Here is a 22,824-nt window from a genome sequence, read left to right as displayed (position 1 = left end):
CTTAATTCAGAAGGTTTTCAATTTTCGAAACTGAACTCTCGCTCAAAAGCAGGTTGTCAGCGTGCAACACATCATATGTGCATAGCTGCTCTGCAGTGATAACTTTCGCCGATTTAACATTTCGACTTGAAAGTAAAAGGTTGTTATCCTTATCGGCCACAACCAAAAGTGTCTTCTTATCTGCAACAGAAAGATCCTGAAGCATCTTCAAATACTTCTTCGTCTTAATTTCATCAAAAGAGAAATCTTCGATGACTGTAATATTATTATCCTGGGCTTTATAAGTCAGGGCTGACTTTCTAGCCAACACTTTGAGCTTTTTATTAAGCTTAAAGCTGTAGTTACGAGGGCGAGGACCAAAAACACGTCCTCCACCACGGAAGATGGGAGACTTGATGCTACCCGCTCTTGCAGTACCGGTGCCTTTCTGTTTTTTGAGTTTTTTAGTAGACCCTACTATTTCGGCACGTTCTTTTGACTTATGAGTTCCCTGCCTTTGATTAGCAAGAAACTGCTTAATGTCGAGGTAAATGGCATGATCACTGGGTTCTACAGTGAAAACACCCTCTGGAAGCGTAATCTTTCTCCCAGTCTCCTCTCCGTTGTATTTATATACACTAATTTCCATGGGATTACTTCTCTAAGATTACGAGGGAATTTTTAGGTCCTGGAACTGATCCACTAACAAGCACCAGATTATTCTCAGGGTATATTTTCAGAATCCGAAGGTTAAGCACCTTAACTCGCTCACCACCGGTTCTACCAGCCATACGAAGGCCTTTAAAAACGCGACTAGGGAAAGAACAAGCACCAATTGAACCAGGAGCACGTAGTCTATTATGTTGACCATGTGTCTGCTGGCCTACACCTCCAAAGCCATGTCTCTTGACAACACCCTGAAAACCCTTACCTTTAGATTTACCTACAGCATCCACGAAGTCTCCCTCAATGAATACATCCTCAAGAGTAATAGTGTTACCAAGAACAACCTTATCCTCAAATTCCTCGCGGAAATCACGAAACTCAACCATTTTCCTTTTTGGAGTGGTTTTAGCTTTCGCAAAATGACCTTTAAGAGCAGAAGGGGTATTCTTCTCCTTACGCTCACCATAAGCCAGCTGAACAGCCCTATAGCCGTCAACTTCAGGATTCTTTACTTGTGTTACCACACAAGGACCAGCCTCTATCAATGTGCATGCGACGTTACGTCCATCGGCACTGTAGATGCTAGTCATTCCGATCTTTTTACCAATTATACCAGGCATCTCAGACTTTATTTACATCTATGTCCATCTGCAATTTTCGCAAAGGACTGCAAAGTTATAAAAATCAATTGATCTTGCAAAACAGAAGACTAAATTTTCCCTATTCAAGAACAATAAAAAAGAACCAACTCCATAAAGGAATTGGTTCTGAAAATAATTATGTCCGATTATCAGACTTTAATTTCTACATCTACACCACTTGGAAGTTCAAGCTTCATGAGAGCATCAACTGTTTTAGTGCTGTTACTATAGATATCTACAAGCCTTTTGTAAGTACACAGTTGAAACTGTTCGCGACTTTTCTTATTAACGTGGGGGGACCTAAGAACTGTAAAAATCTCTTTTTCAGTAGGAAGTGGAATAGGACCACTTACTACAGCACCAGTCGTTTTAACTGCTCTTACTATTTTCTCAGAAGACTTATCGACCAAATTATGGTCATATGACTTCAGTTTAATTCTGATTTTCTGGTTCATCACAAATTACTTAACTACTTCGCCCTTTGATTTAGCAATGACCTGCTCCGAAATACTGGATGGCACAGGATCATAGTGAGAGAACGTCAGTGAAGCGGTAGCGCGACCAGACGTAATCGTACGCAAATCGGTTACGTAACCGAATAGTTCACTCAAAGGAACATCTGCTTTGATAACCTGAGAAACTCCTTTAGAATCCATGCCTTTCATGATACCTCTTCTTCTATTAAGGTCACCCGTAACAGGGCCGGTATATTCATCAGGAGTTACAATCTCGACAGACATTACAGGCTCGAGGATAATAGGTTTCGCCTTCCTTGTAGCTTCCTTAAAGCCGATTCTGGCAGCCATCTCGAAAGAAAGAGCGTCTGAATCCACATCGTGAAATGATCCATGGAAAAGCCGAACCTTCATGGTCTCGATGGGATATCCAGCAAGGGGGCCATTTGACATGGCAGAAGCAAAACCTTTCTGGATGGCAGGTATAAATTCTTTTGGAATTACCCCACCTACGATATTATTAACGAACTGAAGTCCATCTTTGACCTCTTTTGGATCAGGCTCCTCATCAATTGGTCCTAATTCAAAAACGATGTCGGCAAACTTACCTTTACCACCCGTTTGCTTTTTATATACTTCTTTGTGCTCTACCGTTGAAGTAATAGCTTCTTTATACGCAACTTGGGGTGCACCCTGGTTGATTTCAACCTTAAACTCTCTCCTAAGACGGTCAATAATGATATCCAAGTGAAGTTCACCCATGCCGCGAAGGATGGTCTGACCTGTTTCTTCATCGGTATTGACCTGAAGCGTAGGATCTTCTTCAACCAGTTTGGCTATTGCCATACCCAGCTTATCAACATCTGCCTGTTTCTTAGGCTCAATTGCGTAACCGATAACAGGATCAGGAAAAACCATTGATTCAAAAACGATCTTGGCATCCTGATTACAAAGCGTATCACCGGTTTTGATGTCTTTAAAACCTACTACCGCACCAATATCACCAGCACCTAACCTATCAATTTGGTTTTGCTTATTGGAATGCATCTGGAATATACGAGATATTCTTTCTTTATTTCCAGACCTGGTATTGTAGATATATGAACCTGACTCAAGAACTCCTGAGTAAGCACGGATAAAGCAAAGACGACCAACATAGGGGTCAGTAGCAATCTTGAAGGCAAGAGCACTGAACGGATCATCAAAGCTAGGCTTACGTGAGGTCTTTTCCTCAGTGTCAGGATTTGTACCGACGACGTTATCCTTATCCAGAGGTGAAGGAAGCAACTCCATCACATAGTCAAGCATGGTTTGAACACCTTTGTTCTTAAAGGAGCTGCCACAAGTCATAGGCACAATAGCCATATCAATCACGGCTGCTCTTAGAGCGGCAAGTATTTCTGCCTCAGTAATCGAGCTGGAATCCTCGAAGTACTTCTCCATCAAGGTCTCGTCATACTCGGCGACTGCTTCCAGAAGTTTCTCGCGATATTCAGCAGCCTCTTCGACCATGTCATCAGGAATAGGCACTTCTGTGAAAGTCATGCCCATGTCCTCGTCGTTCCAGATAATACCCCGGTTATTGATAAGATCAACAACACCTCTGAAATTATCTTCTCTGCCTATTGGCAACTGCAATGGAACAGCGTTGCTACCAAGCATTTCCTTCACCTGGTTACACACATTCAGAAAATCTGCTCCCTGACGGTCCATTTTATTTACAAAGCCAATCCTTGCAACATTATAGTTGTTGGCAAGACGCCAGTTAGTTTCAGACTGAGGTTCTACTCCATCAACTGCACTAAAAAGGAATACCAGACCATCGAGTACGCGGAGGGAACGGTTCACCTCGACTGTAAAGTCTACGTGACCGGGAGTATCAATAATATTGATGTGGTAATCATCTCCACGGTAAGGCCAGGAAACAGTCGTTGCAGCAGAGGTAATAGTTATACCACGTTCCTGCTCTTGCTCCATCCAGTCCATGGTAGCAGCACCATCATGCACCTCACCAATCTTATGACTCACACCAGCGTAATATAAAATTCGCTCGGTAGTAGTTGTTTTACCGGCATCGATATGAGCAGCGATACCAATATTTCTAGTGTATTTTAAGTCGCGCTTCATTGCTTAGAATCTAAAATGTGAGAATGCTTTATTAGCTTCTGCCATTCTGTGCGTATCATCTTTCTTCTTAACAGCCGCACCTTCGCCCTTTGCAGCAGCGATGATCTCTGCAGCCAGACGCTCTTTCATTGTCTTTTCACCTCTCGCACGAGAATATTGGATAAGCCATTTAATGCCAAGAGAGACTTTTCTTTCGGGCCTAACTTCCATAGGCACCTGAAAAGTAGCACCACCCACTCTACGGCTTTTAACCTCTACAGCAGGCATAACATTATTAAGTGCTTTTTTCCAGGATTCAAGACCATTCTCGCCTGTCTTTTCCTCAACCATTGCTACGGCATCGTAGAAGATTGAATAGGCAATACTCTTCTTCCCGTCTTTCATTAGGTAGTTCACGAACTTGGTAACAAGTGTATCGCTGAACTTAGGATCAGGAAGAATATATCTCTTCTTAGGTTTCGCTTTTCTCATCTTTAGCTATGCTTATTTTTTGTCCTTAGGACGCTTGGCTCCATATTTAGACCTTCTCTGAAGTCTACCATTTACACCAGCAGTATCAAGGGATCCACGCACGATGTGATATCTCACACCAGGAAGGTCCTTAACTCTACCTCCACGGATAAGCACAATACTGTGCTCCTGAAGGTTGTGACCTTCACCGGGTATATAGGCGTTTACCTCTTTACCATTGGTCAGTCTAACCCTCGCTACTTTTCTCATAGCTGAGTTAGGCTTCTTAGGAGTCGTGGTATACACCCTTGTGCATACACCCCTCCTTTGCGGGCATGCATCTAGTGCAGGTGACTTTGACTTAGACGTCAATGTCTTTCTGCCCTTGCGAACTAATTGTTGAATAGTAGGCATTTAAGCGCTATTTTAAAATACTACCTTCCGAATTTAGGAATGCAAAGGTACGATTAATAAATAATTAAACAAACCGGCATAAATATTTTGTATCCGGGTATCAAGCTTCCCCGACAGTTCCACCAAAATTCAGAGGAAATTTCGGGCCTTCCTCATTGTTCTTGATAGGCCCGAACGTATCCTCGTATTTTTTGATATTATCCTGCAGGGCAGTAAGTAATCTTTTGGCATGCTCAGGGGTAATAACAATCCGGCTTTTAACTTTGGCCTTAGGCACACCAGGCATTAGCCTGATAAAATCGATTACAAACTCGCTATTAGAGTGTGCAATCATTGCCAGGTTGGCATAAATTCCTTCCGCAACCTCTTCAGAAAGCTCAATGCTAATTTGGTTATTACTCCCTTTCTTATCTTCTGCCATAATTAAACTTACTTAGCTTGAAGTTCTTTTCTTCTAGTATGATTCTCTTTGCTGGCAACCAACTTGTCGTATTCTTCCTGTGAACCAACAATTATTTGCTCATAATCTCTGAAGCCTGTACCGGCAGGGATTAGATGACCAACAATAACATTTTCCTTAAGCCCTTTGAGTAAATCAGCTTTTCCTCTGATAGAGGCTTCACTAAGTACTTTGGTGGTCTCTTGGAATGATGCTGCAGAAATGAAACTTTCTGTTCCAAGGGATGCCTGAGTAATACCCTGCAGGGTAGGCTTTGAAACAGCGGCTTCTGCATCTCTGACTTCTGCCAGTTTCATGTCCTTTCTACGAAGACTAGAGTTTTCATCTCTCAGTCTGCGACTAGTAACGATCTGACCAGGTTTAAGGGTAGAAGAATCTCCAGCTTCGGTTACAACCTTCTTGTCAAGAATACTATCGTTTTCTTCGAAGAAGACAAATTTATCTACCACCTGTCCCGGAAGGAAATTGGTGTCTCCCGGATCAAGAATCTCAACTTTCTGCATCATCTGACGAACAATCGTCTCAATATGTTTATCGTTGATCTTCACACCCTGAAGCCTATATACCTCCTGGATTTCATTTACAAGATACTCCTGAACAGCGGTAGGTCCTTTTATGGATAGAATATCAGCTGGCGTAATGGCTCCATCTGAAAGCGGTTGACCTGCTTTGACATAGTCATTATCCTGCACTAAAATGTGTTTGGATAGAGGAACGAGGTAGCGCTTCTTCACACCGTCTTTAGACTCAATGAAGATTTCACGATTACCACGCTTAATACCACCATATGTAACACCACCATCAATTTCACTAACCACAGCAGGATTAGACGGGTTTCTTGCTTCGAACAACTCAGTCACCCTAGGAAGACCACCAGTAATGTCACGTGATTTACTCATCATCCTTGGAATCTTCGCAAGGATTTTACCAGCCTTAATTTCCTCTCCGTTCTCTACAGCAAGGTGGGCGCCTACCGGAATATTGTAGCTTTTAGTATCATCGTTTTTGGCATTTACAATGATTGCAGGGTTCTTTGTTTTATCCCTGGTATCTACAATTACCTTTTCGCGGTGACCTGTTTGTTCATCACTTTCTTCTTTGAAGGTGACACCTTCTTCGATTGATTCGAACTCAATCGTACCATCAAACTCCGAAAGAATTACTGCATTATAAGGATCCCAGAAACATATCTGATCTCCTTTTTTCACTTTGTCACCCTCCTGGACTTTAATAAAAGCACCATAGGGAACGTGATTACTGATGAGAACTTTCTTGGTTTTAGGATCAACGATTTTAATTTCACCGCTACGTCCCATTGCCACTGTTACATCATCACCTTCTTCGTTTTTAGTGTGAATTCTTCTTAGCTCTTCAAACTCAATCTCACCATCGAACTTGGCGATAACCGAGGCTTCCACTGCAATATTGGAAGCCGTACCACCTACGTGGAAAGTTCGTAGTGTAAGCTGGGTACCAGGCTCACCAATAGATTGAGCTGCAATAACACCCACGGATTCACCCCGCTGGACCATTCTTCCGGAAGCCAGGTTTCTGCCGTAGCACTTGCCACAAACCCCTTGCCTTGACTCACATGTCAATACAGAGCGAATTTCTACTTCTTCAAGCGCAGTATTATCTATTTTTCTGGCAAGTTCTTCAGTAATCTCCTCACCAGCTTCAAGAATTAATTCATCGCTAATTGGGTCATAAATATCGTGTACGGATACACGTCCAAGTATCCTTTCAGATAATGGCTCAACAATGTCTTCATTGTCCTTAAGTGCAGTCACTGCAAGACCTCGAAGTGTACCACAATCCTCCTCATTAACCACTACATCCTGGGCAACATCCACCAGACGACGAGTCAGATAACCAGCATCTGCCGTTTTAAGGGCTGTATCAGCAAGACCTTTACGAGCACCGTGGGTTGAGATAAAGTACTCAATTACGTCAAGACCTTCTTTAAAGTTAGAAAGGATGGGGTTTTCAATAATCTCACCAACCGAACCCTGAAGGTTTTTCTGAGGCTTGGCCATCAGACCACGCATACCTCCAAGCTGACGAATCTGCTCACGGGAACCCCTCGCACCGGAGTGCATCATCATATAGATGGAGTTGAATCCCTGATCATCTTCCTCAAGTTGCTTCATGAGGGTACTAGTCAGCTGTGAGTTAATTCTTGTCCAAATATCAATTACCTGGTTATAACGCTCATTATCAGTGATCAGACCCATGAGGTAGTTATTCCAAACTACATCAACCTCCTCTTTAGCCTGTTCAATAAGGCTATCTTTCTGAGAAGGTATCATTACATCACTAAGCCCGATAGAAAGACCTCCCTTATAGGCCATCTGGAAGCCAAGGGTCTTAATATCATCAAGGAACTGGGCGGTACGGGCCATACCAGTTACCTTAAAGACCATGGCAATTATCTGCTGAAGCTTTTTCTTAGTCAACAGTTCATTAACATACCCAACTTCTGTCGGAATATGCTGATTAAAGAGCACCCTACCGGCAACAGTTTCAATGAGTTGCTCTGTCAACTCATTATTTTCATCACGAACAGTAACTTTAACCTTAATGTAGGTGTGCTTTGTGATTACCTTCTCATTAAGAGCCACAATTACCTCTTCGGGGTTGGCAAAGTGCATCCCTTCCCCGGGCATTTTATGATCATCTGTAGACCGACGGCCTTTTGTTACATAATAAAGTCCGAGTACCATGTCCTGAGATGGTACGGTAATCGGGGCACCATTAGCAGGGTTAAGAATGTTATGGCTAGATAACATCAACATAGATGCCTCCAGGATAGCCTCATGTCCTAACGGTACATGGACAGCCATCTGGTCACCATCAAAGTCAGCGTTAAATGCGGTACAAACAAGGGGGTGAAGCTGAATGGCTTTACCTTCAATTAGTTTAGGCTGGAATGCCTGAATACCAAGCCGGTGAAGTGTAGGAGCTCTGTTAAGTAGTACGGGATGTCCTTTCAGTACATTTTCCAGGATATCCCAAACCACGGGATCCTTACGGTCAACGATCTTCTTGGCGGACTTAACTGTCTTAACAATACCTCTTTCTATCAGCTTCCTGATAATGAAAGGTTTGAAAAGTTCGGCAGCCATATTCTTCGGCAGACCACACTCATGAAGCTTTAGTTCAGGTCCAACTACAATCACAGAACGACCGGAGTAGTCAACCCTTTTACCAAGAAGGTTCTGACGGAAGCGACCTTGCTTACCTTTAAGCATATCACTCAAAGATTTCAGGGCTCTATTACCATCTGAGCGCACTGCATTTACTTTTCGACTATTGTCAAAAAGTGAATCAACTGCTTCCTGAAGCATTCTCTTTTCATTTCGGAGAATTACTTCAGGGGCTTTAATATCTATAAGTCTTTTAAGACGATTATTACGGATGATTACTCTACGATATAGGTCATTAAGATCCGAGGTAGCAAACCTACCACCATCCAGTGGCACAAGAGGTCTGAGCTCTGGTGGTATTACTGGCACCATCTTAATGATCATCCACTCGGGACGATTTTCTATCCGAGTTCTGGCTTCCCTGAATGCCTCAACAACTTTTAGCCTCTTTAAGGCTTCTGCTTTACGCTGCTGAGAGGTATCAGTAGCGGCCTGATGGCGAAGACTGTAAGACTGCTCATCCAGGTCAATCCTGCTAAGTAAGGCCTCAAGTGCATCGGCTCCCATTTTAGCAATGAACTTATCTGGATCATTATCGTCGAGCTTTTGATTCTCAACTGGAAGCTTGTCAATTATGTCAAGGTATTCGTCCTCTGTAAGGAAGTCGAGGTAGTTAATTCCATCCTCACCTTTGAGGCCAGGCTGAATAACCACATATCTTTCGTAGTAGATTATCTGGTCTAGCTTTTTAGTAGGTAAGCCAAGCAGATAACCTATTTTATTGGGAAGTGATCTAAAATACCAAATGTGAGCTACGGGAACAACAAGCTCGATGTGTCCCATACGCTCACGACGTACTTTCTTTTCTGTAACCTCTACACCGCAGCGGTCACAGATAATTCCCTTATATCTGATTCTTTTATATTTTCCGCAGTGACATTCCCAGTCCTTTACAGGTCCAAAGATCCTTTCACAGAAAAGACCTCCCATTTCGGGCTTATAGGTTCTGTAATTAATCGTCTCGGGCTGGGTAACCTCACCATGAGAACTTTCCAATATGGATTCGGGCGAAGCAAGACTGATAGTGACTTTAGTAAAGTCGTTATTGAGTTTTTTATTTTTTCTAAATGCCATAATGAATAATAGTCCTGTTATGAAACTGCTCTTGTGAAAGAGCGATTAAATTGCGGGTTGTGAAGGATCAGCCCCTCACAACCATCGCAATTGGCATTTCTGCATTAGTCAAGAGTGATCTCAAGAGCCAGACCACGGAGTTCATGAACGAGTACGTTAAATGATTCCGGAATGTTCGGCTTATTCATATTCTCACCCTTTACAATTGCTTCGTATGCTTTGGCCCTACCTATTACATCATCGGATTTAATGGTAAGTATTTCCTGAAGCACATGTGATGCACCGAAGGCTTCGAGTGCCCACACTTCCATCTCTCCAAAACGCTGACCACCAAACTGTGCTTTACCACCGAGAGGCTGCTGGGTAATGAGAGAGTATGGTCCGATAGAACGAGCGTGCATTTTATCGTCAACCAAGTGCCCCAGTTTAAGCATATAAATTACTCCGACAGTAACGGCCTGATCAAAGCGCTCTCCTGTGAGGCCATCATGCAAGAAGGCTCTACCATACGGAGGAAGACCGGCGGCATCAAGCTCGTGGTTAACTTCATCCAGAGAAGCCCCATCAAAGATTGGCGTAGCGTATTTTTTACCCAGTTTCAGACCTGCCCAACCTAGTACGGTCTCATAAATCTGACCAAGGTTCATACGGGAGGGTACACCAAGTGGGTTAAGCACTATATCTACAGGGGTACCATCTTCAAGGAAGGGCATATCTTCTTCCCTTACGATTTTAGCAACCACACCTTTGTTACCGTGGCGTCCGGCCATTTTGTCACCTACCTTAAGCTTACGCTTTTTAGCTACATAAACTTTGGCTAGTTGCACGATACCAGCTGGAAGCTCATCCCCTACTTCTAGTGTGAAGCGCTCCCTCTTAAATTGCCCGCTGAGCTCGTTTCTTTTACGGTTGTAATTTTTAACTAAATCAACAACCAGTTTATTAACACGCTCATCCTCAGTCCAGTTCTCAAGAATAAGATCTGAAATAAGATTTACTTCCTCAGCGACATTGTAACTACTTTCGTCTCGATAAATATTTTTCTGAGGGAAGAGGTTTGCTTCGATATTTTTACGAGAAAATTTAACCCCCTTACTCATAATCTCATCGCCGAACTTATGTCGAACACCCTGAGAGATTTTTCCTTCGAGAATATCGACCAGCTTTTCTATCATCTGGTTACGAAGATTCAGGAGGTCTTTGCTGTATTTCTGGCTAAGCATTTCAACTTCCTTCTTGGCCTTCGCACGAAGATCTTTGTCTTTTTTAGGGCGTGAGAAAAGCTTAGTGTCGATTACAACCCCGCGAAGTGAAGGTGACGCTTTAAGAGACGCATCTTTCACATCACCGGCTTTGTCACCGAAAATGGCCCTAAGGAGTTTCTCTTCCGGAGTAGGGTCAGTTTCACCCTTAGGTGTAATTTTACCAATCAGGATATCGCCTTCTTTGATTTCTGCACCTACACGGATAATACCGTTTTCATCAAGGTTTTTAACGGCATCTTCACTTACATTAGGAATTTCAGAGGTCAACTCTTCTTCACCACGCTTGGTATCCCGAACTTCAAGCTCAAACTCTTCAATATGTATTGAGGTAAAGATGTCATCCCGTACTACCTTTTCAGAGATTACGATAGCATCCTCAAAGTTATATCCTTGCCAGGGCATGAAGGCAACCTGCAGGTTTCTACCCAGTGCCAACTCACCGTCTTCGGTAGCATAACCTTCACAAAGTACCTGTCCTTTCGTAATTCTGTCGCCGTGTTTTACAACAGGCTTCAGGTTGATACAAGTATCCTGGTTAGTTCTCCGGAACTTGATCAGATTATATGTCTTTAATTCACCATGAAAGTTCACTAAACGCTGATCGTCTGTCATGTCATACTTCATGACAATTTTTGTAGCATCAACGAAATGAACCACACCGTCACCTTCTGCAATAACAAGCGCACGACTATCAAGTGCCACTCGTTTCTCCAGGCCAGTACCTACAATAGGTGCCTGAGGGCGTAGAAGGGGAACTGCCTGCCGCTGCATGTTTGATCCCATTAGCGCACGGTTGGCATCATCATGCTCAAGAAAAGGAATAAGAGAAGCAGCAACAGAAACAATTTGGTTTGGAGCAATGTCCATGTAGGTGAGCTGGTCCGGCTCGACTACCGGGAAGTCACCTTCGTATCTTGCCTTAACGCGTTCATTAACGAAATCGCCCTTATCAGTTAAAGGAGCATTTGCCTGGGCGATGTTATGAGTATCTTCCTCCTCGGCTGTGAGGTAAACAACGTTTCCAGACATGTCCACCTGACCTTCTTTCACGAAACGGTAAGGTGTTTCAATGAATCCCATCTTGTTCACCTTGGCATGAACGCAAAGGGAAGAGATTAGACCAATATTAGGTCCTTCAGGGGTTTCGATGGTACAAAGACGTCCATAGTGTGTGTAGTGAACGTCACGAACTTCAAAACCAGCTCTTTCACGGGAAAGACCACCAGGCCCCAGTGCTGACATCCTTCTTTTATGAGTGATTTCAGCCAGAGGGTTAGTCTGGTCCATAAATTGAGAGAGCTGATTTGTACCAAAGAACGAATTGATCACAGAAGATAGCGTCCTGGCATTAATGAGGTCAACAGGCTTGAAATCCTCATTATCACGTACATTCATTCTCTCTTTAATCGTACGTGCCATACGCGCAAGCCCAACACCGAACTGGCTGTACAACTGCTCTCCGACAGTTCTCACACGACGGTTACTGAGGTGATCAATATCATCTACAATAGCCTTTGAGTTGATCAGGCCAATCAGGTATTTTACAATATAGATGATATCCTGCTTGGTGAGTACGCGTATATCCCGCTCAATCTCGAGGTTAAGTTTCTTATTAATCCTATATCGACCTACCTCACCAAGATCATACCTCTTATCGCTGAAGAAGAGGTTTTGAATAATATCACGAGCCGTCTGCTCATCGGGTGCTTCTGTATTTCTAAGCTGACGGTAGATTTGTTCTACAGCTTCCTTCTCAGAGTTTGAGTTATCTTTCTGTAGGGTATTATATATAATGGTATAATCAGCAATATTGATGTCTTCACGATGAAGAATAATGCTCTTGCTACCGGAATCAAGGATAGTCTCGAGATCGTCATCTGTAATTACAGAGTCTCTCTCGAGAAGCACTTCATTTCTATCAATAGAAACAACCTCTCCAGTATCTTCATCTACGAAGTCTTCAGTCCAGGTACGAAGAACTCTGGCAGCGAGCTTACGCCCAACTACTTTCTTAATCTCTTTCTCAGTAGCCTGCACTTCTTCTGAAAGACCAAACAGGTCCAGTATATCTTTATCACTACCCCAGCCAATGGCACGAAGCAAGGTAGTAACAGGGAATTTTTTCTTACGATCGATATATGCGTACATAACGTTATTCACGTCTGTAGCAAATTCAATCCAGGATCCTTTGAATGGTATGATCCTAGCGGAGTAAAGTTTTGTGCCGTTAGTATGTTTGCTTTGGGCAAAGAAAACACCAGGTGAACGGTGAAGCTGGCTTACAATAACCCTTTCGGCACCGTTGATTACGAAAGAGCCCTTAGGTGTCATGTAGGGAATATTACCCAGGAACACCTCCTGCTCGATGGTTTCGAAATCTTCGTTATCCTCATCGTTACAGGAAAGTCTAAGCTTAGCCTTAAGGGGAACTGAATATGTGAGTCCTCGGTCTATACACTCGTCCACATTGTATTTTGGGGGGTCGACCACATAGTCCTGAAACTCCAGCAGGAAATTTTCCCTTGAGTCGGTAATGGGGAAATTCTCTGCAAAAACTTTATACAATCCTTCTTCCTGACGGTTTTCCGGATAGGTATCCAACTGAAAAAAATCAGCGAAAGACTGTAACTGCACATCTAGAAAATCCGGATAGTCAATTACGGTTTTAATAGATGAGAAGTTAACCCGATCGGATTGATGATTATTAGCCAAGGCTGTGAGAGTTTAAATGATTTTACCTATTTAAAGCAGGTAGACGTAAAAATTACCCGATTAAAGCCAAAAAAGGCTATGTGAGGTACAAACAGGAAAAGACCTGACTGTAAGCCAGGCCTATAATTCCAAGGCACCATTTACAAAAGTAATGGTCAAGCTATTTTATTTCAATTCAACTTCTGCTCCAGCTTCTTCAAGTTGTTTCTTAAGAGCTTCTGCTTCGTCTTTAGCTACACCTTCTTTTACGGGCTTAGGAGCACCGTCAACTAATTCTTTAGCATCCTTAAGGCCAAGACCTGTAAGTTCTTTTACAAGCTTAACAACAGCAAGCTTAGAACCACCAGCCGACTTAAGAATTACGTCGAACTCGCTTTTTTCTTCCTCAGCAGCACCACCGTCAGCACCACCACCGGCAACCATAACAGGAGCAGCCGCCGCAGCAGGCTCAATGCCATACTCATCCTTAAGGATATCCGCCAGTTCGTTTACTTCTTTAACGGTAAGATTTACTAACTGCTCAGCGAAAGCTTTTAAATCTGCCATTTTCCTCTTTTTTTACTTTGAAATACGATAAACCAAAATTAACGATCGGACAGGGTCTGAAGAATACCTGAAATCTTGTGACCACCACTCTGCAAAGCGCCGACAACGTTTTTGGCAGGGGATTGTAACAACGCCACAACATCTGCAATAAGTTCCTGCTTAGATTTGAGTGAACTTAATGTCTCAAGGTTTTCATCGCCTATAAAGAGATCGGAATCGATGGAAGCACCCTTTAGAAGCGGTTTTTTTCTGTCCTTGCCTTTGCTCCGGTAATCTTTGATTACTTTCGCGGGCAAATTTGCAGCTTCACCTGCAAAAATAATTCCTGAAAAGCCTTTAAGAACTTCTTCCTTGAAAGGAGTATAGTCAGTTTCAAGACTCTCAAGTGCTTTAGCAATAAGGGTGTTTTTTACCACCTGGTATTCAAGACCCTTATCAAAGCAAAGTTTTCTGAATTCATTAATCTGAGCTACAGAGAGTCCACCGGTATCAGTAATGTAAAAATGAACATTACTCTGCAACTTTTTCTGTAGTTCTTCAATGACTACGGCTTTTTCTTCTCTAGTCATGATTATATACCAACTATAGAGTTCTTATCAATCTTAATACCAGGGCTCATAGTACTGGAAAGGTGGATACTCTGGAAGTATGTTCCTTTAGATGAAGAGGGCTTCAGCTTAGAAATCGTCTGAATCATCTCTTTCACATTATCCATGATCTTATCGGGGTCGAAGGATGATTTTCCAACGCTAGCGTGGATAATCCCAAACTTATCAACCTTGAAATCGATCTTACCAGTTTTAACCTCCTGAACTGCTTTAGCCACATCCATGGTAACAGTACCGGACTTAGGGTTAGGCATCAGACCACGAGGTCCAAGCACACGACCAAGTTTACCAACTTTAGCCATAACGGTGGGCATGGTGATGATGACATCAACATCAGTCCATCCACCTTCAATTTTCTGAATGTAGTCATCAAGACCTACATAATCAGCGCCGGCTTCTTTGGCTTCTTCTTCTTTATCAGGGGTGCAAAGTACGAGTACCTTAACATCTTTACCTGTACCATGGGGAAGGGCCACTACACCTCTTACCATTTGGTCTGCTTTTCTTGGATCAACACCCAAACGGACGTCAATATCAATTGAAGCATCAAATTTGCTAAGAGATATTTCCTTTACAAGGCTACTCGCATCCTGAAGGGAGTATTCCTGCTCAGGGTTATATTTTGAAAGGGCTTCCTTTTTCTTTTTTGTCAACTTCGCCATTACCTAACGATTTTATGCTTCCCAAGGAGCTGTTCCAGTAATTTTGATACCCATGCTACGCGCAGTACCTGCTACCATTTTCATGGCAGACTCTACTTTGAAAGCGTTAAGGTCGGGCATTTTAGTTTCAGCAATCTCTTTTACCTGATCCCAAGTAACAGACCCAACTTTGCTACGGTTAGGCTCGGAAGAGGCCTTTTTAAGCTTAGCTGCTTCCATAAGGAGGACCGGTGCAGGAGGCGTTTTTACTACAAAGTCAAAAGACTTATCGGAGTATATAGTCACCAGCACTGGAAGCATCTGTCCTTGCTTCTCCTGAGTTCTGGCATTGAATTGCTTGCAAAACTCCATGATATTAAGACCCTTACTACCAAGAGCGGGACCTACGGGAGGCGAGGGATTAGCTTGTCCCCCACGAATTTGCAATTTTAAGTAACCGCTTATTTCCTTAGCCATCTTGCTAATCTTGTTTTTCTACCTGCATATAATTCAATTCTACAGGTGTATTTCTGCCAAAGATTTTCACCATTACGTTGAGTTTCTTCCTTTCTTCGAAGACCTCTTCGACAGTACCTGTAAATCCACTGAAAGGTCCGTCCATTACTTTGACGGTCTCCCCAACTATATAAGGAGTATCCAGTTTCTCTTCCATCTCGTCTACCTCATCAACCTTACCGAGAATTCTATTAATCTCAGACTGACGAAGCGGAACAGGTGTTTTGGACGTATTGCTACCGTTACCCAGGAAACCTATAACTCCGGGGATACTTGTAACTGTATGATGAGCTTCACCGTGACTAAGGTCAGCGGAAACAAGCACATAGCCGGGGAAAAAGTTTCTCTCACGAACCCGCTTCTTACCGTTGCGCATTTCGTAAACTTTTTCCGAGGGAATCAGTACTTGCGGAATATACTCATCAAGATTTTGCCTGGTTATTTCATTCTCCAGATACGACTTGACTTTCTTTTCCTGCCCACTAACTACCCGGACGACATACCATTTGTGCTGTTCGCTCATCAAAAAGTCTTTAACGTCTTAGCTGGCGTTGTAAATAAAAGTCATTATCTTTTCGAATCCGACATCGATCAGACCAATGACTAAGGCAAATATCAACGATGCTACCAACACCAGAATAGAGCTATTCTGCAATTCATTATAAGAAGGCCATGTCACCTTGTGCCTCAGCTCATTTATAGAATCTTTAATATACGATTGCAGCTTTGCCATTACCTAAACACATTATTAGCACGGGTGGAGAGACTCGAACTCCCAGCCAATGGTTTTGGAGACCACTACTCTACCAATTGAGCTACACCCGTATTGCACGCCCCTCAAAAAAGGGTTTGCAAAGATATGGAATATTATTTAATTAAACAAACGCGTCCCTGTGAGAAACGCGTTTGTCAATTTATCTATATCAGATAATTAGTCCAGAATTTCAGTTACCTGACCGGCACCTACTGTTCTACCACCTTCACGGATAGCAAAACGAAGACCTTTCTCGAGAGCGACCTTGTTGATCAGGTTAACTTCGATGGTAACGTTGTCACCAGGCATAACCATTTCAACATTCTCAGGAAGCATAATCTCACCAGTAACGTCTGTGGTTCTCAGGTAGAACTGAGGACGGTACTTGTTAAAGAAAGGAGTGTGACGTCCACCTTCTTCCTTAGACAGTACGTAAACCTCTGCCTTGAAGTGAGCGTGAGGGGTTACTGAACCAGGCTTACAGATGATCATACCACGCTTGATCTGAGACTTCTCAATACCACGGAGAAGAAGACCAACGTTATCACCAGCTTCACCTCTGTCAAGAATCTTGCGGAACATCTCAACACCCGTAACGGTAGACTTAAGGCCTTCAGCACCCATACCGATAATATCAACCGGGTCACCTGAGTTAATTACACCTCTCTCAATACGACCAGTAGCAACAGTACCACGACCAGTAATTGAGAATACGTCCTCTACAGGCATCAGGAAGTCTTTGTCTGTAAGACGCTCAGGAAGAGGAATGTAATCGTCAACAGCCTGCATAAGCTCGTCAACTTTCTCTACCCACTTACCTTCGCCATTAAGAGCGCCGAGAGCAGAACCCTGAATAACAGGAATGTCATCACCGGGAAACTCATAGAATGAAAGAAGCTCACGGATCTCCATCTCTACCAGCTCGAGTAGTTCAGGGTCATCCACAAGGTCAACTTTGTTCATGAATACCACGATTGCAGGTACACCAACCTGACGGGCGAGCAGGATGTGCTCACGGGTCTGTGGCATGGGACCGTCAGTAGCCGCTACAACAAGGATAGCACCATCCATCTGGGCAGCACCTGTAACCATGTTTTTCACGTAGTCAGCGTGACCAGGACAGTCAACGTGCGCATAGTGACGGTTATCAGTCTGGTACTCTACGTGAGAAGTATTAATAGTAATACCTCTTTCTTTCTCTTCAGGAGCGTTGTCGATAGAAGAGAAGTCACGGTTTTCAGCGTATCCTTTGTCGGCTAACACTTTTGTGATGGCCGCAGTAAGAGTAGTCTTACCGTGGTCAACGTGACCGATAGTACCAATGTTTACGTGCGGTTTTGAACGGTCAAAGGTTTCTTTAGCCATGTTTGAAAATCCTCAGTTTAGTTTGAAAAGAAAGTAGTTCACTAAAGATTATGAGAGCCAACGAGGGGATTTGAACCCCCGACCTCTTCCTTACCAAGGAAGCGCTCTACCCCTGAGCTACATCGGCTTTCAAAATATAGAGCGGGCGACGAGGCTCGAACCCGCGACCTACAGCTTGGAAGGCTGTCGCTCTACCAACTGAGCTACGCCCGCTTGAATTCCCGATCGGGAGAGTGGGGGGAGCAGGATTCGAACCTGCGAAGTCATAAGACAACGGATTTACAGTCCGTCCCAGTTGGCCGCTTTGGTATCCCCCCAAAGACTTTCACAATCTTACACGCGGGCCTTTTCGCCCTGTTTAGCCTCCGTTTGCTCGAAGGAAGTGCAAAATTAAATGCTTTTTACTCTTTATCAAATTTTCCGACTAAAAAAGGAAAGAATTTTTTTGTCCTTTCCTTTCCAAACGGACTGCAAAGATAGGAAAATATTCCTGATAACCTGAAAGGGTTGGCGAATAAAAATTCAGGAATTATTTTTTTCTGTATCCTCTGCCACACTTCCATGGGGTGTATGGTAAAACTCTGTGGTTTTTATCCAGCGCTTTCCATTGCTTAACACCCCAAAGACGGCTCCCGGCATACTGGCGAAAGCCTTGAGGGCTTTACTCCCACGTAGTTCAGATGGCAAACAAAAGAACATACTGGTGAAAATCCCAAGCATCACCCCTATCCATAGAATGATGTTTAACGGATTAAGGGTAATAAGAGCCAGGACAAAAGTTAGAAAGGCCAGTGCCATCAGAATACTACGCGGCACCATGGTAAGCTGTATGAATTTCATGAAGAAATCGAAATTACCCTTCAACAGTTGTCCGGGAGCTTTTTTTCCATACAACTTTAGGGCCTCCAAGTGTCCGGCAATCCATCTGCTCCGCTGGTTCTTCATAGAACTGACCTCAGTTACCTTTTCATCCAGCACCCGTGCATCATCTTCATAATGGGTTATTATCTTTCTTTCGAGTAAATGCATCTCCAGGTAACGATCTTCTACGGTACTTTCAACGCCTGACATTATCTCAGTGAAAAGGTCGAAATGAAAAGCCATTCCACTACCAGATAACGCGGAAGATAGTCCGGCGAAGCGATACCCTTTTCTGAAGATATGGTTATTGATCTCTTCGGTCATACCATCTAATGTAGCTGTACCGGTGGTAAGATTTTTAGGCACTCTGTGTCCCTGAACAGCCTGGTAGTAATGCAGTGCTCTATTAAACAGGGTGAGGCAACCCGGGGTAATCAGGTTATCGGCGTCAAGAATCACTACTGACTGAAACGCCTGGCCTTTAGCCTGGTTAAGAGCTACATTAAGGGATTTACTCTTAAGGCTTTTTTCAAATTTCACCTCAACTACCCTGACAGGTACTTCTCTTAACTTTTGAATGGTTTCCTGTTTCAGGCTGTCAGCGATGACCCATACTTCAAACTTATCTGAAGGATAATCCTGTTCGATTGCTTGGCGTGCAGTCTGAAGGATTACGACATCTTCTTTATAAGCCGGTACAAGTACAAGGGTCTTCCTTGCCTGTAGGTTTTCATTGCCAGCGGCAGGAACTCCTTTGTAGAATAATCCGCTAATCGTAAAAAATAATAAATGAGCGAAATAGTAGGCCAGGTAAAAAAAGCAGCAAAGAAATAGTATCTGCACAATAAGCATAGGGCTTTTATTAGTCCAAGTACAAAATTAAAAAAAATCTTGCTTAAATCCTGTTAATGAATCTTTATCTATTCACTATCCATATTTTGGTAGGACTCAAGCAGGGCTTGGTCTTTCTCATGACTTCTGATACGGCTTTTTATTTCATCGATGTTTTCAATGGACAAAAAGTCAAGCATACGATAGGCCATTAGGCGAACATAGTCATAGGTGTTATTCAAGGCGATACGTTCGAATGTGGCAGCACCCTGAATTTGTTGCTCTTCACTACCATTGAACAGTACTTGTCCATATAGATTAAGAAAAACCCACAGGTCCTGTCCATGCATGTAATTTATCTTATCTTCAAACCAGGGAATGAATGAGGTATCCTGATTCTGGGCCGCATAATCACCAATTGGTATGGTTACGCTTGAGGATCTGGCTTTCATAAATTTTTCAATGTGGGCCATTTTCTCTTCGCGACTGGCAGACGACTGGGAGATTCCAAACAGGGCGGACCCATTGACTGCGTATGAAGTGTCATTAAGAGACTGAATGAAGGTATCGAGGTACTTATCTGTACCAAAAGTTGTAAGACCATACAGGGCTTCGGATCTGACCAGGGAGCTACTATCGGTAGTGGCAAGTTGATATACTTTTTCTTCAAAATTCTGAGGCTGGGGTGGCAGGCTATCTAACAAACCTTGTAGTGCCAGTGCTCTGATAATATAAAAGGGGTCATCCAGCGCCTTCTGCAAAAGCTCATGGCTAGCGGCTTCTGCTGCTTGATTTACGGCTTGCCACCTTGGTACAAAGGATGCAGAACTTTCATAAAGAGCTGTCCACTCTTCAGGACTTCTATCTATGTTGATCTCACCCAGCAATTGTTGATCTCCATCAATAATCACTGCCTCTGGCTCAGCAGGGAGAGGAAAAATAAATTCCTCTAGTGATTGCTCAATAACTATGGGGTAGCGAAGAATTTGGTCTGAGACAACCAGATCGACATAAAGGGGGAGGCGATAAACAGGAAATCGGGTGGTGTCCTGCATCTGGGCTATTATTATAGAGAGCTTTCCATCCTGGTACTGCTTTTCAACATTAAGCACAGGATGTCCGGGTTTGAGGAACCACTGATCAAAAAACCAATTCAGATCTTCACCGGTAACATCTTCAAATGCCAATCTGAGATCATGTACTTCGACAGTATTAAAGGCATTCCTGTCTAAATACACCCGAAGGGCTTCGAAAAAGGCTTCATCTCCTACATAATTTCGCAACATATGAAGCACCCGGCTACCTTTATTATAGGAGTGGCTGTCGAATACGTCTTCTCTTTTTTCATAATGCCATCTTATAAGTGGGTGTGCATCGCTTTGGTAGAATTCCAGCAGGTATCCTTCCAGCTCCTCGAGCCCTTTGTACTCGGCTTCGTCTTCTCCGTATTTATATTCGTTCCAGAGGTACTCTGAATAACTGGCAAAGGCTTCATTTAATGTGATGTTGGCCCAGCTTTCTGTAGTGACATAATCACCAAACCATTGGTGAAACAGTTCATGGGCTATGATGTAGTCCCAGTTTTCATCTACCAGATCCTTAGGGTGCTGCTGCACTCTTTCCATAAAGGTACTGGCGGTGGTGTTTTCCATAGCTCCGCTTACAAAGTCCCTGACGACTACCTGACTGTACTTTGGCCAGGGGTATTCTGTACCTAACAGCCCTGAAAAAAAGGTGATCATTTCGGGCGTGTTACCGAAAATGTCTTTTGCGTAGGGCTCATAATATGGCTCTACGTAGTAACTGATGGGCAGGTCACCATTATCGTCATTCACGACTGCATAATCACCTATGGCTAACATGAATAAGTAAGGCGCATGTGGGAGGTTCATTTGCCAGTAATCGGTACGGGTACCGTCATCATTTTTCTGACTTGAAACAAGGAGGCCATTAGAGAGGGTCTTAAACTGATCATTTACAGTCACATAAGTTTCCTGGGTGGTGCGCTCGTTTGGTTTATCAATGGTAGGAAACCACTTACTATTTGATTCGGTCTCACCTTGGGTCCATACCTGCACGGGCTTTCCTTCTATTTCTCCATTGGGGTTAATAAAGTAAAGGCCTTTGTCTGAGCTGATTGCTTCACTCCCCCCCTCTTCGATAAGGTGTGGAATGGCTGTGTAGTCTATATAAACCCATATCGTATCATTACGAGTGGCTTCAAATGGCAGGTCAATGACCAGTTTCATTGAGTCTGAATAATCATAGGGTAAAGGTTCATATTCTCCATTAGAAAATAAGCTTACCTCATTGAGCTTGAAGCCTTTGGCATCAAGTTCCAGTTGGGACTGGGGGTAGAAGTATGGTGTAAGAGCGAGCCAGGCTTTCCCTATAACTTCCTGACGAGTGTAATCGAATGAGATATCAAGCCGTGTATGGAGCAGGTCAAAGTCGCGTGTTTCGGAGGCCCGGTAAGGCGGAAGTGTTTTTACCGGATCAATTTCTTGAACTTCGGGCACCAGGGTAATATCCTGTGTCTCATTTTCGGGTAGATTGTTGATTTGTGCCGGAGTGGCACAGGCACTTAAAGCAAGTATGGAGGAAAAAAGCAGGGGTTTAAGAAGGTATTGACTGAAAAAATCTCGCATAATACTGGGAATGGTCTTGTTGCCGCCTAAAATTCTTTAAATTTAGCCATCACAATTAAATTGTTCATGCTGAAAGTCAAAATCGGAGAAAAAGTTTTAGAGGTTGATGATCGCCGCGGGGACATAGAGGTCAACGGTAAGGCTGTGGAACTGGATCTTTTAGAAAACGGTCCGGGTAACTATCACATTGTATATGGCACCAAGTCATATAATGCTGAAATAGTATCTACAGACTGGCAGGAAAAAAAGATCATACTGAAAATCAATGGTCAGAAACTGGAAGCGGATCTTAAGGACGATACGGATCTGTTGCTGGAAAGGTTGGGTATGGATATGTCGGTAGCCAATTTGATCAATGACCTGAAGGCGCCCATGCCTGGTCTGATATTAGATATATTGGTAGAGCCAGGGCAGGAGATCAAGAAGGATGACCCTCTTATTGTATTGGAAGCCATGAAAATGGAAAATGTGATAAAGAGCCCCGGTGAGGCAGTAGTGTCTGCTATAAAAGTAAAAAAGGGGGAGAGCGTAGAGAAGAACCAGCTTCTCATCCAATTCTGATTTTTAAGAAATAGTTAAAAACTTACTTTTTATATTTGCCGGGA

General features: G+C 43.2%; 19 protein-coding genes and 4 tRNA genes. 1 reads left to right on the top strand and 22 read right to left on the bottom strand.

Annotated features, from left to right (window positions below):
* Nucleotide 1: 1 nt before the first annotated feature.
* The 22 genes from rplD to AB9P05_RS12240 all read right to left on the bottom strand — a co-directional run bounded on the left by rplD (nucleotide 2) and on the right by AB9P05_RS12240 (nucleotide 22,219).
* The gene (rplD, locus tag AB9P05_RS12345) at nucleotides 2–628 is read right to left on the bottom strand and encodes a 50S ribosomal protein L4 (protein WP_371909131.1); all 627 of its coding nucleotides are present in this window, start codon (nucleotides 626–628) and stop codon (nucleotides 2–4) included.
* A gap of 4 nt (nucleotides 629–632) precedes the next feature.
* Nucleotides 633–1,265: a 50S ribosomal protein L3 gene (gene rplC, locus AB9P05_RS12340; protein WP_371909130.1), complete on the bottom strand. Its 633-nt coding sequence runs from the start codon at nucleotides 1,263–1,265 to the stop codon at nucleotides 633–635.
* A 170-nt stretch (nucleotides 1,266–1,435) separates the two neighbouring features.
* Entirely contained in the window at nucleotides 1,436–1,741 is a 306-nt protein-coding gene (gene rpsJ, locus AB9P05_RS12335; protein ID WP_371909129.1) for a 30S ribosomal protein S10, read from the bottom strand.
* Nucleotides 1,742–1,747: 6 nt separating this feature from the next.
* On the bottom strand, nucleotides 1,748–3,868 hold the full coding sequence (gene fusA, locus AB9P05_RS12330) for an elongation factor G (RefSeq protein WP_371909128.1): 2,121 nt from the start codon (nucleotides 3,866–3,868) through the stop codon (nucleotides 1,748–1,750).
* Between the two features lie 3 nt (nucleotides 3,869–3,871).
* Nucleotides 3,872–4,339: a 30S ribosomal protein S7 gene (gene rpsG / locus AB9P05_RS12325; RefSeq protein ID WP_371909127.1), complete on the bottom strand. Its 468-nt coding sequence runs from the start codon at nucleotides 4,337–4,339 to the stop codon at nucleotides 3,872–3,874.
* 12 nt (nucleotides 4,340–4,351) lie between these two features.
* The gene (gene rpsL, locus AB9P05_RS12320) at nucleotides 4,352–4,732 is read right to left on the bottom strand and encodes a 30S ribosomal protein S12 (RefSeq protein WP_371909126.1); all 381 of its coding nucleotides are present in this window, start codon (nucleotides 4,730–4,732) and stop codon (nucleotides 4,352–4,354) included.
* A 100-nt stretch (nucleotides 4,733–4,832) separates the two neighbouring features.
* The gene (locus tag AB9P05_RS12315) at nucleotides 4,833–5,153 is read right to left on the bottom strand and encodes a DUF3467 domain-containing protein (protein WP_371909125.1); all 321 of its coding nucleotides are present in this window, start codon (nucleotides 5,151–5,153) and stop codon (nucleotides 4,833–4,835) included.
* 8 nt (nucleotides 5,154–5,161) lie between these two features.
* Nucleotides 5,162–9,472, bottom strand: coding sequence for a DNA-directed RNA polymerase subunit beta' (gene rpoC / locus AB9P05_RS12310; protein ID WP_371909124.1), 4,311 nt, complete (start codon nucleotides 9,470–9,472; stop codon nucleotides 5,162–5,164).
* Nucleotides 9,473–9,576: 104 nt separating this feature from the next.
* Nucleotides 9,577–13,449 (bottom strand): DNA-directed RNA polymerase subunit beta, encoded by a 3,873-nt coding sequence (gene rpoB / locus AB9P05_RS12305; protein WP_371909123.1) that lies wholly within the window; start codon nucleotides 13,447–13,449, stop codon nucleotides 9,577–9,579.
* Between the two features lie 165 nt (nucleotides 13,450–13,614).
* Nucleotides 13,615–13,995 carry a 50S ribosomal protein L7/L12 gene (rplL, locus tag AB9P05_RS12300; RefSeq protein WP_371909122.1) on the bottom strand — a complete coding sequence of 127 codons (381 nt, stop codon included), beginning with the start codon at nucleotides 13,993–13,995 and terminating at the stop codon, nucleotides 13,615–13,617.
* 38 nt (nucleotides 13,996–14,033) lie between these two features.
* Nucleotides 14,034–14,564, bottom strand: a complete 531-nt coding sequence (gene rplJ, locus AB9P05_RS12295) for a 50S ribosomal protein L10 (protein ID WP_371909121.1) — start codon at nucleotides 14,562–14,564, stop codon at nucleotides 14,034–14,036.
* Nucleotides 14,565–14,566: 2 nt separating this feature from the next.
* Nucleotides 14,567–15,265, bottom strand: coding sequence for a 50S ribosomal protein L1 (gene rplA / locus AB9P05_RS12290; protein ID WP_371909120.1), 699 nt, complete (start codon nucleotides 15,263–15,265; stop codon nucleotides 14,567–14,569).
* A gap of 12 nt (nucleotides 15,266–15,277) precedes the next feature.
* The gene (gene rplK / locus AB9P05_RS12285) at nucleotides 15,278–15,721 is read right to left on the bottom strand and encodes a 50S ribosomal protein L11 (protein ID WP_371909119.1); all 444 of its coding nucleotides are present in this window, start codon (nucleotides 15,719–15,721) and stop codon (nucleotides 15,278–15,280) included.
* 4 nt (nucleotides 15,722–15,725) lie between these two features.
* The gene (gene nusG / locus AB9P05_RS12280) at nucleotides 15,726–16,283 is read right to left on the bottom strand and encodes a transcription termination/antitermination protein NusG (protein WP_371909118.1); all 558 of its coding nucleotides are present in this window, start codon (nucleotides 16,281–16,283) and stop codon (nucleotides 15,726–15,728) included.
* Nucleotides 16,284–16,301: 18 nt separating this feature from the next.
* Entirely contained in the window at nucleotides 16,302–16,493 is a 192-nt protein-coding gene (secE, locus tag AB9P05_RS12275; RefSeq protein WP_371909117.1) for a preprotein translocase subunit SecE, read from the bottom strand.
* A gap of 19 nt (nucleotides 16,494–16,512) precedes the next feature.
* Nucleotides 16,513–16,585 (bottom strand) — tRNA-Trp (locus AB9P05_RS12270).
* A gap of 106 nt (nucleotides 16,586–16,691) precedes the next feature.
* Entirely contained in the window at nucleotides 16,692–17,879 is a 1,188-nt protein-coding gene (gene tuf / locus AB9P05_RS12265) for an elongation factor Tu (RefSeq protein WP_371909116.1), read from the bottom strand.
* 55 nt (nucleotides 17,880–17,934) lie between these two features.
* A tRNA-Thr gene (locus AB9P05_RS12260) sits at nucleotides 17,935–18,006 on the bottom strand.
* A 13-nt stretch (nucleotides 18,007–18,019) separates the two neighbouring features.
* A tRNA-Gly gene (locus AB9P05_RS12255) sits at nucleotides 18,020–18,092 on the bottom strand.
* Between the two features lie 21 nt (nucleotides 18,093–18,113).
* A tRNA-Tyr gene (locus AB9P05_RS12250) sits at nucleotides 18,114–18,196 on the bottom strand.
* Between the two features lie 205 nt (nucleotides 18,197–18,401).
* Nucleotides 18,402–19,592 (bottom strand): glycosyltransferase family 2 protein, encoded by a 1,191-nt coding sequence (locus tag AB9P05_RS12245; protein WP_371909115.1) that lies wholly within the window; start codon nucleotides 19,590–19,592, stop codon nucleotides 18,402–18,404.
* Between the two features lie 68 nt (nucleotides 19,593–19,660).
* Complete coding sequence (locus tag AB9P05_RS12240; protein ID WP_371909114.1) at nucleotides 19,661–22,219, bottom strand: M1 family aminopeptidase; 2,559 nt, start codon at nucleotides 22,217–22,219, stop codon at nucleotides 19,661–19,663.
* Between the two features lie 66 nt (nucleotides 22,220–22,285).
* Here AB9P05_RS12240 and AB9P05_RS12235 point away from each other — a divergent pair, with 66 nt between their 5' ends.
* Complete coding sequence (locus tag AB9P05_RS12235) at nucleotides 22,286–22,780, top strand: biotin/lipoyl-containing protein (protein ID WP_371909113.1); 495 nt, start codon at nucleotides 22,286–22,288, stop codon at nucleotides 22,778–22,780.
* Nucleotides 22,781–22,824 lie beyond the last annotated feature (44 nt).

Source organism: Roseivirga sp. BDSF3-8, from assembly GCF_041449215.1.
In the GTDB taxonomy this organism is placed as follows: Bacteria; Bacteroidota; Bacteroidia; order Cytophagales; family Cyclobacteriaceae; genus JBGNFV01.
Note: the sequence above shows the minus strand (reverse complement) of the source record. Positions and strands in the feature narration are given on the sequence as shown.